This window comes from Methylocystis sp., from assembly GCF_050251305.1.
Classification (GTDB): Bacteria; Pseudomonadota; Alphaproteobacteria; order Rhizobiales; family Beijerinckiaceae; genus Methylocystis.
Genome location: NZ_JBFWNB010000003.1, coordinates 25,861 through 39,755, shown reverse-complemented (window position 1 = coordinate 39,755; position 13,895 = coordinate 25,861). Strand labels below are relative to the sequence as shown.

Sequence of the window (13,895 nt, the reverse complement as noted above, 5' to 3'; positions counted from 1 at the left end):
TCACGGCTGCGCCAGCGTGGCGATCACGCCGTCGCGATCGAGGCCCTTTTCGCCGATGACCACGATCCGGCTCATGCGATGCTCGTCGGGCCGCCATGCGCGATCGAAATGATGCTCGATGCGCGCGCCGACGCCCTGCACGAGAAGGCGCATCGGCTTGCCGGCGACTTCGACGAATCCCTTGATGCGCAGCACATCGTGAATGCGCGCCGCCTCGGCGAGTCGCGCAACCAGCGCGGTCGGATCGTCGACGGCCGGCAGCGTCACGACGAAACTGTCGAAGTCGTCGTGATCATGGTCGGACTCGGCGTCGTGATGCGACGGACGGCTGGCGAGATCGTCCTCGGCCGCCGCGGAAAGGCCGAGCAGCACGAGCGGATCGACTCGCCCGCCGCTGGCGCGCACGAGTTTCGCGGCCTGACGCGCGCCTTGCGTCAGACGATCGGCGACGTCGCGCTCTTCGGCGGCGTCAAGCAGATCGGTCTTGTTGAGGATGACAAGATCGGCGCAGGCGAGCTGATCTTCGAACACTTCCTCAAGCGGATTGTCGTGGTCGATCGTCCGCGCGTCTTCGCGCTCCTGCGCGATCGCGTCGAGATCGTCGGCGAAACGGCCCTCCGCCACCGCCTTGCCGTCGATGACCGCGATGACGCCGTCGACGGTCAGCTTCGAGCGGATCGCCGGCCAGTCGAACGCCTTGACGAGCGGCTTCGGCAGAGCGAGTCCCGAGGTTTCGATGATGATATGGTCGGGACGCTTCTCATGCGCGAGCAGCGCCTCGATCGCCGGAACGAAATCGTCGGCGACGGTGCAGCACAGACAGCCGTTGGCGAGTTCGACGATGTTCTCTTCGGGGCAGTTGTCGACGCCGCAGGCGCGCAGGATTTCGCCGTCGACACCGACGTCGCCAAACTCGTTGATGACGAGCGCGAGACGTCGGTCCCTGGCATTTTCGAGCACGTGGCGGATCAGCGTCGTCTTTCCTGCGCCGAGAAAGCCGGTGACGATCGTTGCGGGAATCTTGGCGCCGCTCATGACGCCTCGCTTTCGCGCGATACGAGCCGCCAGACGAGGCCGACGAGCGCGCCGGCGAGCGCCCAGCTGATCGCCTGAATGGCGAGCGACGAGGCCGCGAAGCGCGCGGCGAGTTCCGCCGGCGCCGTGCTCTCCGGCGTCGCGGGCGTCGGCGCGAAGAATTGCGGCGCGAGGATCAGTGCGATTCCTGCGATCTTCGCCGCCGCCGAGTCGCGCCGCAACAGTGCGAAAAGTCCGGCGCCGGTCGAAAGCGCCGTCGCGAGCCACCAGATCTGGCGCGCGGCGAGTTCGGTTTCCGCCATGCCGGGAAGTTGCGGGGCGAGGCCGAGAGCGGTCGCGAGTCCCGTCGCGGCGAAGGCGCAGGCGCCCCACAGGGCGGCGCGGCGCGGCGCGATGGCGTCGCCGGCGAGGAGCATCCCGGCGAGCAGGATGAGCGCATAGCCGATCGAGACGGCGATCGTCGCGACGCTGGTTGCCGCCGTACGGCTCAGGCCGGAGAAGGCCGGGCCCGCCTCGGCGCCGTCATGCGCATGCTGCGCCGCCTCATAGACCTCGGCGGCGAGGATGAGCGGCGTCGTGGTGAAGTGCTGCAGGGCCGCGACCGCAAGCCCGGCGACAAGGCCGGCGATCAGGCCGGTCGTCAGAACGCGCGCGATCAAGCGCGTCGCGGCCTAGTGGCAGGGGAAGGAGAGCGCGTGGCGCGTGTCATGCGCCGCGTCGTGGACGCTTTCGGGATAGGCGAAGCCCGCAAGCCAAACGAGTCCAAAGCCGAGAATGAGCGCAACGGCGGCGGCTCTCAGCGCTTCTAATCTGGAAGAAGCGAGAGCGGCGGCGTTGGCGGCTGACTTGGCGTTCATCTCAGTCTCCCTGCCGCCCCACCGGCGGCGATGCGATGCGTGCGGCGATCGGAAGCGATCGCCAAGACGGCAGGTCTCCTGGCTCCCGGCTCGTCGGACCGCGCCGCCTTCCCAAGCATCGGGCTCAGTGGCGGATGGCGCGGGCCTTGCCGGCTACAGTTGCGGGGGCAGCCGCGGATAGGGGCCAAACGCCCGCGCCGCGTTCCCTTTTCACTTCTTGCGAAGGACCGTCCCCGCTAGTCATATGCGCGGCTCATGCTTCCGTCAAACCGCCAGAGGAGGGCGCGTGACCGGGATGAACGAAGACGACGAGGCGCGGCGGCACCGTCTCAGGATGGAGAAGCGCAAGGCGGTTCAGGACGCCGAGGTCGCCGGTAAGACCGTCGCCCGCAAGGGGCTGCTGATCGTCCACACCGGCGCCGGCAAGGGCAAGTCGACCGCGGCCTTCGGGCTGGCGCTGCGCGCGCTCGGCCACGGCTGGAAGATCGGCGTCGTGCAGTTCGGCAAAGGCCAGTGGCGCACCGGCGAGCGCAACATGCTCGAAAAGCTTGGCCAGGAGTCCGGCCAGGTCTCGTGGCACACGCTCGGCGAAGGCTTCACCTGGGAGACGCAGGATCGCGCCCGCGACGAGGCGGCGGCGCGGCGCGCCTGGGAGAAAGCGCGCGAACTGATGGACGATCCCGAGGTTCGCTTGCTCGTGCTCGACGAGCTGAACATTTCCCTGCGCTACGAGCATTTGCCGCTCGACGAGGTGCTGGAGGCGCTCGCCGCGCGCCGCGACGATCTCAACGTCGTCGTCACCGGACGCAATGCCAAGCCGGAGCTTATCGCGGCGGCCGATCTCGTCACCGAAATGACATTGGTCAAGCATCACTTCGCGGCGGGGGTCAAAGCGCAGGAAGGGATTGAATTCTAGCCTCAAAAGCTGCGCGCAGGGCGCTCTTGGCAGCGGCTTGCGTAGAGAATACGCTTTGAAGGCAGACAGTTGCGTGATCAATGGAGACGCGCGCCGACGACATGAAGCGCTGCAGGCGCATGGCAATCTTGATGCGCGCCGGACTTGGCCGAACGCATCATCGACTGGATCAAAACGCTCGATGGATATTTATGGCGCGCTTCGCTTTTCCGCTGCGCAGGTCTCCGGCGAACTGTTTTCGGCGGGCTCGATTTTCTCCGTCTATTCGCTGGCGACGACGTTTGTGATCGCCGTCTGCGCGCTCGCCTATCGACGCAAGATGCGCCGGGGACGCGTCAATCTCCGGGCCATCGCCCGCGCGATCTTCGACAAGAGAATCCTGCTCACCCCATCCTTCGGGGCGGACGTCAAATTGTTCGCGCTGAGCGTCGTGCTCATGCCGGTGGTCGTGGGCGCGCTCGTCATATCGTCGAACGCGGTTGCGACGGTCGTGAGCGGCGCATTGCGCAATGCGTTTGGCGAGAATGCGCCGGTCGCCTGCTGTCACCTGTCGATCAAGATCTTCTCCACGATCGCGCTCTTTCTCGCCTATGAGATCGGCTATTGGGTCGATCACTATCTGAAGCATCGGATCGCGTTTCTGTGGGAGTTCCACAAGGTGCATCACACCGCCGAAGCGCTGACCCCGGTGACGAACTTTCGCAATCATCCGATCGACAACATCATCTTCGGCTACATGCTCGCGCTGTTCATCGGCTCCGCCTCCGGCGTGCTGGCCTGGCTCTTTGGACGAACCACGGAATCCTTCACCGTCGACGGGAAGAACATCCTGTTCCTCCTCTTCCTTTGGACGATCGGACATCTGCAGCATTCGCAGTTCTGGATTCCGTTCCGCGGCGTTTTGGGACACATCGTCTTGAGCCCCGCGCATCACCAGATCCATCATTCGACGGACCCCAGCCATTTCAATCGCAACTTCGGCAGCGTGCTCGCCGTCTGGGACTGGATGTTCGGATCGCTCGAGATCCCCACGACCAACAATCCGCGTCTCAAATACGGCGTCGAGGAAGAAGGCGCGGATCCGCATTCGGTGGTCGGCATATTGGCGACGCCGATCGCGAAAGCCGCTCTGGCGCTCTGGCGCGCGCCAGCCCAGGTCTGGAGCGCGGCGATGGAGCGAATGGAGCAGCGCCGTCAGGGATCCAAGAGCACAAGCATATCATGAGCCGCATTCGCGCCGATCTGCTGCTTGTGCTGGCGGCGTTCATCTGGGGTGCCGCCTTCATCGCTCAAAAAAACATTGGCGACCTCGTGGGGCCGATCAGCTTCGTCGGCATCCGGTTTCTGCTCTCCTGCGCCGCGCTGGCGCCGCTCGCGCTATACGAACAGGGTCGGAGCGCATCGCCGCTGAACAGAGGCGATCTGGCGCTCGTCGGCCTGATCGGTCTGTGCGTTTTCGTCGCCGCCGCTTTGCAGCAGACCGGCCTCGCCACGACGACGGCGACGAATGGCGGGTTCCTCACGGCGCTTTACGTCGTCCTCGTTCCAGTGTTCGTCTTTGCGCAGACCGGCGTGCGGCCGCGGCAGATCGTTCTCGTCGCCGCCGTCGTGTCCATCGTCGGCGCCTGGCTGCTGACCGACGGCGCGCTTCAGAGCTGGACGTCGGGCGACGCGCTCGTCTTGATCGCGGATATCGCATGGGCCGCCGGCATCAGCCTCACGCCGACCTTCCTGCGTCGCGCCGATCGGCCGTATTTTCTAGCCTTTGCGCAGTTTGGCGTGATCGGCGCGCTCGGCGCGATTTTAGGGTTCGCCTTCGAACCGATTTCGCAAGAGGGCGTTGTTTCGGCGATGCCGTCGATCCTCTATGCGGGGCTGTGTTCCGGCGGCGTCGCCTTCACGATTCAAATCGTGGCGCTCAAATATACGCCGGCCGCGGAAGCCGCGCTCATCATGTCGCTGGAGAGCGTGTTCGCCGCCTTGTCCGGCGTGATTCTGCTCGACGAGCGGCTCACCGGAGCGGCGATCACCGGCGGCGTTCTGATTTTGATCAGCGTCGTCTTGGTCGAGGCCGGGCCGATCCTGCAAAACATTTGGCCGGCGCAATATCGAAGCTGGCTGTCGCAAATGTTGAGCAGAGCGCGTTAGCCGCTCAAGAAATTAACCGTTCAAAAAAGCGGAAGCCGACGCTCGATCGGGTCGAGAACGTCGGCTCCGAAATGATCCGCGCCGTGGTCGGGCGGACCGTCCTCCCGAAAAGACAAGGCCGGGAGCTTGCGCGCCCGGCAAGTCGTTCGGCAGGGGTATTACTGAATCATGCGAGCAGTGGCGCCGGTGCCGCTGCCTTCGATGCCGTTGCGGTTGCCCGTGCCGTTGGTTCCCTCAGGAGAGATCCAGTCCGGAACCCAGGTCAGAGCGACAATGATGAAAGCGACGAAGGCGGCGATCCAAAGCAGCATCTTGCCGACATCGCCAGAGCTGTGAACGTTAACGGCCATGCGTTTTCCCCCTGTTTTTGATTTTACGTGAATGCTTGCCGCATCGAGGAGGAGCCTAGCTTGTTTCCGAGCCGTTGGCAATCTGCTCATGCGGCGCCTTAAACGTCGCGCAAAAAAGTAAATTATATAAATAAATACAATTAGTTAATGTGCGACAAGAGGTCGCGGATCGTGCAAAAATCTTTAACCCATTCGTCCCTCTCAGGGTCCGTCGAGAAAGACGGCGTCAGCGCGGTTTGCGGCGGCCGAAGCGGCGGCGCGCCGCCGGCGCCCGCAACTCTTGCCCGGCGTGGGCGCATCGCCTATAAGCGCGCCATTCCACAGGCGAGGGTTACGCGGCGTCTGCCTCAAGACGTCGCTTCCGGTGGCCGGTTCTCCGGCCTCTTCTTCTTTCGCCGAGGCTCAACCGGAGAAATGACACATGGCGCTTCCTGATTTCACCATGCGCGGCCTGCTCGAGGCCGGCGCACACTTCGGCCATCAGGCGCATCGCTGGAACCCGAAGATGGCGCCTTATATTTTCGGCGCCCGCAACAACATCCACATTATCGATCTCGCGCAGACGGTGCCGCTGCTGCATCAGGCGCTGAAGACCGTTTCCGACACCGTCTCCAAAGGCGGACGCGTGCTGTTCGTCGGCACCAAGCGCCAGGCGCAGGAGCAGATCGCCGACGCCGCCAAGCGCAGCGCGCAATATTACATCAACTCGCGCTGGCTGGGCGGCACGCTCACCAACTGGAAGACGATCTCCGGATCGATCAACCGCCTGCGCAAGCTCGACGAGCAGCTTTCGGCCGGCGCTTCCGGCGTCACCAAGAAAGAGCGGCTGCTGCTGACCCGCGAGCGCGACAAGCTCGAAAAAGCGCTCGGCGGCATCAAGGATATGGGCGGCACGCCGGATCTGATCTTCGTGATCGACACCAATAAGGAGCAGCTCGCGATCAAGGAGGCGAATCGCCTCAAGATCCCGGTCGTCGCCGTGCTCGACACCAATTGCGATCCGGACGGCGTGACCCATCCGATTCCGGGCAATGACGACGCCGGCCGCGCCATCGCGCTCTATTGCGACCTCATGGCGCGCGCAGCGATCGACGGCATTTCGCGCAGCCAGGGCGCGATGGGGATGGACATCGGCGCAGACGAATCGCCGGCGCTCGAACCGGCGCTCGCCGCCGCCCCGGGCGCCGTTGAAACCGCCAGCGCCGAGCTGGAAGCGCCGAGCGAGGCCTTTGAACTGTTGTCCGCGCCGCGCGGCGCGCCGGACGATCTCGCCAAGCTGCATGGCGTCGGACCGCAGCTCGTCAAGAAGCTGAACGACGCCGGCGTCTACCACTATTGGCAGATCGCCGCGATGGCGGCGACGGACGTCGAGAAGCTCGACTCCGAGTTGAAGCTGAACGGCCGCATTGCGCGTGACGGCTGGGTTGATCAGGCGAAGGCGCTGCTCGCCGCCTGATCGATCCGTCAAGTTCAACGTTTAAGACGCGCGCGCCGGCCCTGTGGGCCGGCGTCGTCGCATGCCCCCTTGAGAAGGAATTTCGACCATGGCTACGATCACCGCCGCCCTTGTGAAGGAACTGCGCGAGAGCACCGGCGCGGGCATGATGGATTGCAAGGCGGCGCTCACCCAGACGGAGGGCGATTTTGAAGCGGCGGTCGACTGGTTGCGCAAGAAGGGCCTCTCGAAGGCCGCCAAAAAGGCCGACCGCGTCGCCGCCGAGGGCCTCGTCGCCGCGCTCGTCGCGGACAACAAGGGCGTCGTCGTCGAGGTGAATTCGGAGACGGACTTTGTCGCCCGCAACGCCGACTTCCAGACGCTCGTGAAAAACATCGGGGAGGTCGCCTTGAAGAGCGGCAAGACCGACGTCGAGGCGCTCGGCAAGGAAGCCTATCCCGGCGGCGGAACGGTGAGCGAGGCGATCACCAACGCCATTGCGAGCATCGGCGAGAACCTGACGCTGCGCCGCGCCGCCGCGCTCGGCGTCGACGATGGCGTGGTCGGCCGCTACGTGCATTCGCAGGTCGTCGACGGCCAGGGCAAGATCGCCGTGATCGTGGCGCTCGAATCGAAGGGCGACAAGGAGGTGCTGTCGGCGCTCGCGCGTCAGCTCGCCATGCATGTCGCATCGGCCAATCCGCTGGCGCTCGACGCCTCGGGCCTCGATCCGGCGACGGTCGAGCGCGAGAAGAAGCTGCTGGCCGAGAAGAACGCCGGCAAGCCGGAGAACGTGCTGCAGAAGATCATCGATTCGGGACTCAAGACCTACGCCAAGGAGGTCTGCATGCTCGATCAGGTGTCGAACCATCCGGATCACGGCGGCAAGACCGTCGCGCAGGCGCTCAAGGAGCTCGAAGGCAAGGCCGGCGCGCCGATCGCCATCAAGGGCTTCGCGCGTTACGCGCTCGGCGAAGGCATCGAGAAGCAGACCAGCGACTTCGCCGCGGAAGTGGCTGCGGCCGCGAAGGGGTAAGGAAAGTACGCATAGGGAAACATGGAGGGCCGCCCAGGCAAGAACCTGCGGCGGCCTTTTTTTCTTTGATGCAATCTCTGCCTGTGCGCCTTCAGAGATGGAACTGTCAGACGCGTTTCGTTGACGTGACTATCGTGAGGCCAAAGCAAAAGGTTGAAGCGAGCAGCCCAAGTGCTTGCATCGACTGCAAAGAGGCTTTTGCACACCTTTCACGTCTGGTGTCCCTTCAGATTTTGGTGAAACGGGACAAGAATTAGACGAATCCATTGTCAGGACTAACGATAATGCCTCTTGGCCATCTCTGGGCTGGACGAGTATTTGGAACGAATACGGGCAATCTTTTTTTGAAGTTGGATGGCCCTGACAGCGATCTCGTTGGGACACTTCACATTAACGATCCCCACGCCGGAGTCGCCGTGTTCAGGGTCCAGGGGGCATTTGATGGCTCTCGCGTTTCATTCTCTGGTGAACCTCAAACCGTCGCTGAGGGGATGACGTTAGGCCAGCTCAAGGCGAGCGGAGTCTTAGACCCAAAGGGCAATCTGACGGGAAATTGGGAGACAACTATAGGAACGGCGGGAACTTTCATGCTGTTTCCGCACGACCACAATGAAATCTCTAGTGCGGTTGAAAACTCTCCAGATCAGCTTCATACCGCCCGACACGATCTTGGAGCGATCTTGATAGATCGGGACGAATTAACTGCCCTTGCCCAAGATATTCAGAGTGAGTTTTCAGCGGGAAAAGTCGTTATAACGGTCACTGTTGGAGGCGTCCAACAATCGCGTTTCCTAGCCGATTTCAATGAAATAAGTTTCAGTTCTGATAAGGCGACGTTTGCCAAGATCTTCGTGCAAGAGCCAATGAGCATTGGCGGAAATAAGTTGGTATCAATAGAGTTTAGCCAAGACACTAACTATGCTATGACGCAAGCGCCGGATGAGGCATGGGCGCTTGGCAAGTTAGAAAAATTAAAAGCTCAGCTTCGAAAGTTCGAAAGGTTTTACACGACGAATTTTTGGAAGCTTGGATTTGGTATAAACCAGATTTTACTTGTCGGCACCATTATTTGCTTGCCGAGCCTGCCTGACACGCAAAGCCGCGCGATATTAATGTTCGGCGTGCTGCTGCTGATTTGGATGATCAATCGTCTTCATAGCCTTTATCTACCATTCGCGGCGATTTATTTGGGCAAGCGACCGGAAGGGGTCGTCTCGCGGCTCATGCCTTCTCTCGCTTCCTGGATTATCTCCGCAACCGCGGGCATAGCTGCGACGTTGCTTGCCGCGTATCTGCAAGGCCAATGGAAGCTGCCCTGGCTCAATCCATAGACTGACATTGGCTAGCCCCTGAAACAATCTCGGGTTGGCGGTATTTAGCTCCTAACGTTGATCTTCATCGACATGGCGAAGATCAGGGGGAGTGGCATATGCGCACCAAGAAAACCGTCGTAGACGAAACCGAAGTCGGGCCTTGGTCGTGATCTAACGACAGGCGCAGGGCGCTGTCTTGGGAATGCCGCGAAAGCGATCGTGCTATCGGTCGGGATGGGCGAGTCCAAAGCGCGGCGCGCGGCTCTGCACAGCTATCCTTGGCGTCGCCGCCTGCCTCACTTGCGGGCGCCGCGCGGCGTCCGTATGAAGATTGCGCCCATTCCTCAGCAAGCGAGAGACGCCTCATGTCCGACCCCACGTCGACGCGAAGTTTCAAGCGTGTGGTCGTCAAGCTGTCGGGGGAAGCCTTGCAGGGTCAGGCGCCGCATGGGCTCGACGCCGTCACGCTCGCCCGCATCGCCGCCGATCTCGCGACCGCCGCCGACGCCGGACATGAGATCGCCGTCGTGGTCGGCGGCGGCAATTTCTTTCGCGGCATCAAGGGCGCCGACACCGGCATCGAGCGCGCGCGCGCCGATTCGATCGGCATGCTGGCGACGGTGATGAACGGCCTGGCGCTGGAGCAGGCGGTGGAAGGGCAGGGACGACAGGCGCGCTGCCTGTCCGCCGTGCCGATGCCGTCGGTGTGCGAATCCTTTTCGCGCCGCGCGGCGCTGCATCATCTGGCCAAGGGCCGCGTCGTCATCGCGGCGGGCGGCACCGGCAATCCCTTCTTCACCACGGACACGGGCGCGGTGCTGCGCGCCGCCGAACTGTCGGCGGACGCCGTGCTCAAGGCCACGCAGGTCGACGGCGTTTATACCGCCGACCCGAAGCGCGATCCGACGGCCGAGCGCTACGACCGACTGAGCCATGACGAGGCGATCGCGCGGAATCTGGCGGTGATGGACACCGCTGCCTTCGCGCTCGCCCGCGAGAACAAGATTCCGATCCTCGTTTTTTCGATCGCCGAGGCCGGCGCGATCGACGGGGCGCTTTCCGGCAAGGCGCGCGTCACCCTCGTCGCGCCGTAAGCCCCTTTCGCGCGCGACGGGAAATCGTGCAATAAATTGTGCGCCGCGGAGCGGGAGGGCTGGCGCCGGCGCAGGCTTGTCTCTGCTTTCGCCGCGCCACGTTTGAAAACAAAAGAAGTCGCGCCGCGCGGGAATGCGAGAACGCGGCGAGATCAAAGACAGGTTGTGCACATCATGGCGGAAACTTTTGACCTTGCGGATTTGAAGCGCCGTATGCAGGGCGCAGTCGCAACGCTCAAGCACGAATTTGGCGGGTTGCGCACCGGACGCGCGTCGACGAGCTTGCTCGACCCGGTTCACGTCGACGCCTATGGACAGGTTTCGCCGCTCAATCAGGTGGCGACGGTGAGCGTGCCAGAGCCGCGGCTCATTTCAGTGCAAGTCTGGGATAAGGCGCTGGTCATCGCGGTCGACAAGGCGATTCGCGAAGCCAATCTTGGTCTGCAGCCGACGGTGGAAGGCCAGATCCTGCGGATACGCATGCCCGAACTGAACGAGCAGCGCCGCAAGGAACTGGTCAAAGTCGCGCATAAATACGCCGAGGAGGCGCGCGTGGCGGTGCGCCACGTTCGCCGCGACGGCCTCGACATTCTCAAGAAGTTGCTCAAGGATCACGCGATTCCCGAGGACGACGAAAAGCGCCACGAGCAAGAGGTGCAGAAGGCGACGGACGAAACGGTGAAGGAGATCGACGCCGCGCTCGCCGCCAAGGAAAAGGAAATCATGCAGGTCTAGGAAACTGCGGCGGTGTTTTGTCGCACGTCCGAAGGCCAGTGGAACCCGAACATGACGGAAAGCGACATTCTGGAGGCGGAAGCGAACGCGCCGGGGGTGCGCGCGGCGCCGCGCCACGTCGCGCTGATCATGGACGGCAACGGCCGTTGGGCGGCGAAGCGCGGGCTGCCGCGCTTCGAAGGCCATCGGCGCGGAGTCGAGGCGCTGCGCCGGACGGTCCGCGCGGCGATCAAGCTGAACATCGGCTATCTGACGGTCTATTCCTTCTCCGCGGAAAACTGGTCGCGCCCGCGCGAAGAGGTCGAAAGCCTTCTGATCCTGCTGCACCGCTTCATCCGCAACGATCTTGCGGAACTGCACGCCAATAATGTGCGCGTGCGCGTCATCGGCGCACGCGTGGATCTGGCGCCCGACATCTCCGACCTGCTGCGGGAGGCCGAACAGATGACGCAGGCGAACACCGGCCTCACCCTCGTCGTCGCGTTCAACTATGGCGCGCGCCAGGAGATCGCGGCGGCGGCGCGCGCGCTCGCGGAAATGGTGGCGCAGGGCCGGCTCATGCCGGAAGAGATCGACGCCGACGCGATCGCGCGGCGGCTCGACACGGCGGATATTCCCGATCCCGACCTCATCATCCGCACCTCGGGCGAACAGCGGCTCTCGAATTTCCTGCTCTGGCAGGCGGCCTACGCGGAATTCGTCTTCGTGCCGGTGCTTTGGCCCGACTTCGACGAAGGCGCGCTTGCGGCGGCGATCGCCGAATACGCCCATCGCGATCGGCGTTTCGGCGGGCTCGAGGCCGCGGCGCGCAGCGCGAAGACCGCTTCATGACGGCGGATCGAGGGGAGCGAACCATGAGCCGCGCCGAGAAGGCGCCCGTCCGGGCGCCTTCGGGAGGGTTTGCCGATCTTGGACCGCGGGTGGCCTCCGCCGTGGCGATGGTCGTCGCGGCGCTGGGCGCGCTTTACGTCGGCGGCGACGTCTTCGCGCTGTTCTGGCTCGCCGCCGCCTTCGCCGTGAATTGGGAATGGCAGGGCCTCATCGGCGGCGCGCGCCGCAGCGCCCGGATCGCCGTCGGCGGCGCGGCGGTCGCCGCGGCGACGGCGTTCGGGCGGGTCGCCATGCCCGGCGCGGCGCTGCTGGCGATCGCGCTGCTGGCGCTCGCGAATGGCGCGCTGGCCGGAGCGGAGCGCCGCCTCTGGGCCGCGACCGGCGTCGTCTACGCCGGCGCGCTCGCTTTTTCCGTGTGCCTGCTGCGGGAGTCGCCCGATCTCGGCGCGCTCGCCATCGCCTTTCTGTTCGCCGTGGTCTGGGGCACCGACATTTTTGCCTATTTTGGAGGCAGGCTGATCGGCGGGCCCAAACTTTGGCCGCGCGTTTCGGCGGGCAAGACATGGTCGGGCACGATCACAGGCGTTCTCTCCGGCGCTTTGCTCGGCCTCGCCGCCGTCTATTTCGGCGCTGGTCCGCGCCTTGCGACGTGGCAGGTCTTCCTGGTCGGGCTGGCGGCCGCCGGCTTCTCGCAGGTGGGCGACCTGTTCGAATCCTCGGTCAAGCGCCGCTTCGGCGTCAAGGACTCGAGCGCCCTCATTCCAGGCCATGGCGGCGTGATGGATCGGCTCGACGGGTTTCTTTTCGCAGGCGTCTTCGCTGCGGCGGTAGGCCTCCTGCGCGGCGCGCCGTCAGTGGCGGCTGGTCTTTTCTTCTGGTAGGGCGGAGCGGATGGCATCAGCAAACGGACAGTTCCACGCTCACGCCGACGCGACGCAGTCGCGCGCGCAAGCCCCGCGCCGCATCGTGCTCCTGGGCGCGACCGGCTCGATCGGCCGTTCGACGGTCGACATCGTCGAGCGTTCCCCGGAAGGGTTTTCGGTCGCGGCGGTGGCGGGCGGCCGCGACGTCGAGGCGCTGGCGCGGGTCGCGCGCGCGGTCAGAGCGGAATTCGCCGCGATTCGCGACGAGAGCGCCTATGGGGCGCTCAAGGAGGCGCTCAGCGGGACCAACATCCAGGTCGGCGCGGGTCGCGAGGCGGTCATCGAGGCCGCGCTGCGCGAGGCCGATCTTGTAGTCTCCGCCATTGTCGGCGCGGCCGGCGTGGAGCCGACCTACGCCGCGCTGGCCGCGGGCCGCGACGTGGCCCTCGCTAACAAGGAATGTCTGGTCTGCGCCGGCGTGCCGTTCATGCGAACCGCGGCGGAAATGGGCGTGCGGCTGCTGCCCATGGACAGCGAGCACAACGCCATTTTCCAGGCGCTGGGCGGCGAGGACCCGTCGCGCATCGAGCGCATGATCATCACAGCCTCGGGCGGCCCGTTCCGCACCTGGAGCCGGGAACGCATCGCCGAGGCCAGCGTCGAAGAGGCGCTCAACCACCCCAACTGGGCCATGGGCCCGAAGATCACCGTCGATTCGGCTGGAATGATGAACAAGGGGCTCGAACTGATCGAGGCCCATCACCTCTTCGGGGTGCCGTCGGAAAAGCTCGACGTCGTGGTCCATCCGCAGTCGATCGTCCACGGGCTTGTCGCCTTTTCTGATGGTTCGGTGACCGCCGGACTGGCCGTGCCCGACATGCGCACGCCGATCGCCCATTGTCTCGGCTATCCGGATCGGCTGACGACGCCGACGCCGCGTCTCGATCTGGCGAAGATCGCCAGCTTGACCTTTGAAGCCCCTGATTTTGAAAGATTTCCAGCGCTGAAACTGGCGCTTGAGGCGTTGCGCGTCGGCGGCGGTCTGCCGACTGTGCTCAACGCCGCCAATGAAATCGCCGTCGCCGCCTTCCTCGATCGGCGCATTTCCTTCGACGGAATCTCTCGTCACGTCGCCGACGCCTGCGAGGCCGCCATGCGCGATGGAACCGCAAATGCGCCGGAAAGCGTTGAGGACGCCCTTGCGGTAGACCATATTGTCAGAGAACGGTCGCGGTCGGCCTTGGCCGGACATGCCGCGTCGGGCATGCTGACGCTTCAGTAA

General features: G+C 64.2%; 15 protein-coding genes and 1 riboswitch. Of the genes, 11 read left to right on the top strand and 4 right to left on the bottom strand.

Annotated elements, in window-relative coordinates; translation table 11 throughout:
• From cobW to AB7F41_RS01780, 3 genes are read right to left on the bottom strand one after another with little or no spacing between them, the layout of a single operon-like run.
• Window positions 1-1,035 carry a cobalamin biosynthesis protein CobW gene (gene cobW / locus AB7F41_RS01790; RefSeq protein ID WP_428384458.1) on the bottom strand — a complete coding sequence of 345 codons (1,035 nt, stop codon included), beginning with the start codon at window positions 1,033-1,035 and terminating at the stop codon, window positions 1-3.
• Window positions 1,032-1,694, bottom strand: a complete 663-nt coding sequence (locus tag AB7F41_RS01785) for a CbtA family protein (RefSeq protein WP_428384456.1) — start codon at window positions 1,692-1,694, stop codon at window positions 1,032-1,034. Before AB7F41_RS01785 ends, cobW begins: the two co-directional genes overlap by 4 nt.
• Before the next feature lie 12 nt (window positions 1,695-1,706).
• Window positions 1,707-1,892 carry a CbtB domain-containing protein gene (locus AB7F41_RS01780; RefSeq protein WP_428384455.1) on the bottom strand — a complete coding sequence of 62 codons (186 nt, stop codon included), beginning with the start codon at window positions 1,890-1,892 and terminating at the stop codon, window positions 1,707-1,709.
• A gap of 51 nt (window positions 1,893-1,943) precedes the next feature.
• A riboswitch (cobalamin riboswitch) is annotated at window positions 1,944-2,139 on the bottom strand.
• 48 nt (window positions 2,140-2,187) lie between these two features.
• On the opposite strand from AB7F41_RS01780, the gene cobO reads away from it, so the two are divergent.
• From cobO to AB7F41_RS01765, 3 genes are all read left to right on the top strand, one after another.
• Window positions 2,188-2,808: a cob(I)yrinic acid a,c-diamide adenosyltransferase gene (cobO, locus tag AB7F41_RS01775; RefSeq protein ID WP_428384504.1), complete on the top strand. Its 621-nt coding sequence runs from the start codon at window positions 2,188-2,190 to the stop codon at window positions 2,806-2,808.
• A gap of 181 nt (window positions 2,809-2,989) precedes the next feature.
• Window positions 2,990-4,033, top strand: coding sequence for a sterol desaturase family protein (locus AB7F41_RS01770; RefSeq protein ID WP_428384453.1), 1,044 nt, complete (start codon window positions 2,990-2,992; stop codon window positions 4,031-4,033).
• Window positions 4,030-4,956 carry a DMT family transporter gene (locus AB7F41_RS01765; protein WP_428384451.1) on the top strand — a complete coding sequence of 309 codons (927 nt, stop codon included), beginning with the start codon at window positions 4,030-4,032 and terminating at the stop codon, window positions 4,954-4,956. The genes AB7F41_RS01770 and AB7F41_RS01765 overlap by 4 nt, the downstream gene beginning before the upstream one ends.
• A 158-nt stretch (window positions 4,957-5,114) precedes the next feature.
• Here the strand turns inward: AB7F41_RS01765 and AB7F41_RS01760 are convergent, their stop codons facing one another.
• Entirely contained in the window at window positions 5,115-5,396 is a 282-nt protein-coding gene (locus tag AB7F41_RS01760) for a hypothetical protein (protein ID WP_428406421.1), read from the bottom strand.
• A gap of 331 nt (window positions 5,397-5,727) precedes the next feature.
• Between AB7F41_RS01760 and AB7F41_RS01755 the strand changes: the two genes are divergently transcribed.
• The 8 genes from AB7F41_RS01755 (at window position 5,728) to dxr (ending at window position 13,895) form a co-directional block, all read left to right on the top strand.
• Window positions 5,728-6,762, top strand: a complete 1,035-nt coding sequence (locus AB7F41_RS01755; RefSeq protein WP_428406420.1) for a 30S ribosomal protein S2 — start codon at window positions 5,728-5,730, stop codon at window positions 6,760-6,762.
• Window positions 6,763-6,850: 88 nt separating this feature from the next.
• Window positions 6,851-7,777, top strand: coding sequence for a translation elongation factor Ts (gene tsf, locus AB7F41_RS01750; protein ID WP_428383004.1), 927 nt, complete (start codon window positions 6,851-6,853; stop codon window positions 7,775-7,777).
• Window positions 7,778-8,061: 284 nt separating this feature from the next.
• Complete coding sequence (locus AB7F41_RS01745) at window positions 8,062-9,108, top strand: hypothetical protein (RefSeq protein ID WP_428383006.1); 1,047 nt, start codon at window positions 8,062-8,064, stop codon at window positions 9,106-9,108.
• Between the two features lie 347 nt (window positions 9,109-9,455).
• A complete protein-coding gene (pyrH, locus tag AB7F41_RS01740; RefSeq protein ID WP_428383008.1) occupies window positions 9,456-10,184 on the top strand; it encodes a UMP kinase in 729 nt (242 codons plus the stop codon).
• A gap of 174 nt (window positions 10,185-10,358) precedes the next feature.
• Window positions 10,359-10,919, top strand: coding sequence for a ribosome recycling factor (gene frr / locus AB7F41_RS01735; RefSeq protein WP_428383010.1), 561 nt, complete (start codon window positions 10,359-10,361; stop codon window positions 10,917-10,919).
• A gap of 51 nt (window positions 10,920-10,970) precedes the next feature.
• Window positions 10,971-11,750 carry an isoprenyl transferase gene (locus AB7F41_RS01730; RefSeq protein ID WP_428383012.1) on the top strand — a complete coding sequence of 260 codons (780 nt, stop codon included), beginning with the start codon at window positions 10,971-10,973 and terminating at the stop codon, window positions 11,748-11,750.
• A complete protein-coding gene (locus AB7F41_RS01725; RefSeq protein WP_428406419.1) occupies window positions 11,747-12,631 on the top strand; it encodes a phosphatidate cytidylyltransferase in 885 nt (294 codons plus the stop codon). Before AB7F41_RS01730 ends, AB7F41_RS01725 begins: the two co-directional genes overlap by 4 nt.
• A gap of 10 nt (window positions 12,632-12,641) precedes the next feature.
• The gene (gene dxr, locus AB7F41_RS01720; RefSeq protein WP_428383016.1) at window positions 12,642-13,895 is read left to right on the top strand and encodes a 1-deoxy-D-xylulose-5-phosphate reductoisomerase; all 1,254 of its coding nucleotides are present in this window, start codon (window positions 12,642-12,644) and stop codon (window positions 13,893-13,895) included.

What these genes read in the sequence shown, in the direction of transcription:
- frr (WP_428383010.1), top strand. Translation starts at nt 10,359, where the DNA reads ATGGCGGAAACTTTTGACCTTGCGGATTTGAAGCGCCGTATGCAGGGC.
- AB7F41_RS01755 (WP_428406420.1), top strand. Translation starts at nt 5,728, where the DNA reads ATGGCGCTTCCTGATTTCACCATGCGCGGCCTGCTCGAGGCCGGCGCA.
- tsf (WP_428383004.1), top strand. Translation starts at nt 6,851, where the DNA reads ATGGCTACGATCACCGCCGCCCTTGTGAAGGAACTGCGCGAGAGCACC.
- AB7F41_RS01770 (WP_428384453.1), top strand. Translation starts at nt 2,990, where the DNA reads ATGGATATTTATGGCGCGCTTCGCTTTTCCGCTGCGCAGGTCTCCGGC.
- AB7F41_RS01730 (WP_428383012.1), top strand. Translation starts at nt 10,971, where the DNA reads ATGACGGAAAGCGACATTCTGGAGGCGGAAGCGAACGCGCCGGGGGTG.
- AB7F41_RS01745 (WP_428383006.1), top strand. Translation starts at nt 8,062, where the DNA reads ATGCCTCTTGGCCATCTCTGGGCTGGACGAGTATTTGGAACGAATACG.
- AB7F41_RS01765 (WP_428384451.1), top strand. Translation starts at nt 4,030, where the DNA reads ATGAGCCGCATTCGCGCCGATCTGCTGCTTGTGCTGGCGGCGTTCATC.
- AB7F41_RS01780 (WP_428384455.1), bottom strand. Translation starts at nt 1,892, where the DNA reads ATGAACGCCAAGTCAGCCGCCAACGCCGCCGCTCTCGCTTCTTCCAGA.
- cobO (WP_428384504.1), top strand. Translation starts at nt 2,188, where the DNA reads ATGAACGAAGACGACGAGGCGCGGCGGCACCGTCTCAGGATGGAGAAG.
- cobW (WP_428384458.1), bottom strand. Translation starts at nt 1,035, where the DNA reads ATGAGCGGCGCCAAGATTCCCGCAACGATCGTCACCGGCTTTCTCGGC.
- AB7F41_RS01725 (WP_428406419.1), top strand. Translation starts at nt 11,747, where the DNA reads ATGACGGCGGATCGAGGGGAGCGAACCATGAGCCGCGCCGAGAAGGCG.
- pyrH (WP_428383008.1), top strand. Translation starts at nt 9,456, where the DNA reads ATGTCCGACCCCACGTCGACGCGAAGTTTCAAGCGTGTGGTCGTCAAG.
- dxr (WP_428383016.1), top strand. Translation starts at nt 12,642, where the DNA reads ATGGCATCAGCAAACGGACAGTTCCACGCTCACGCCGACGCGACGCAG.
- AB7F41_RS01760 (WP_428406421.1), bottom strand. Translation starts at nt 5,396, where the DNA reads ATGAGCAGATTGCCAACGGCTCGGAAACAAGCTAGGCTCCTCCTCGAT.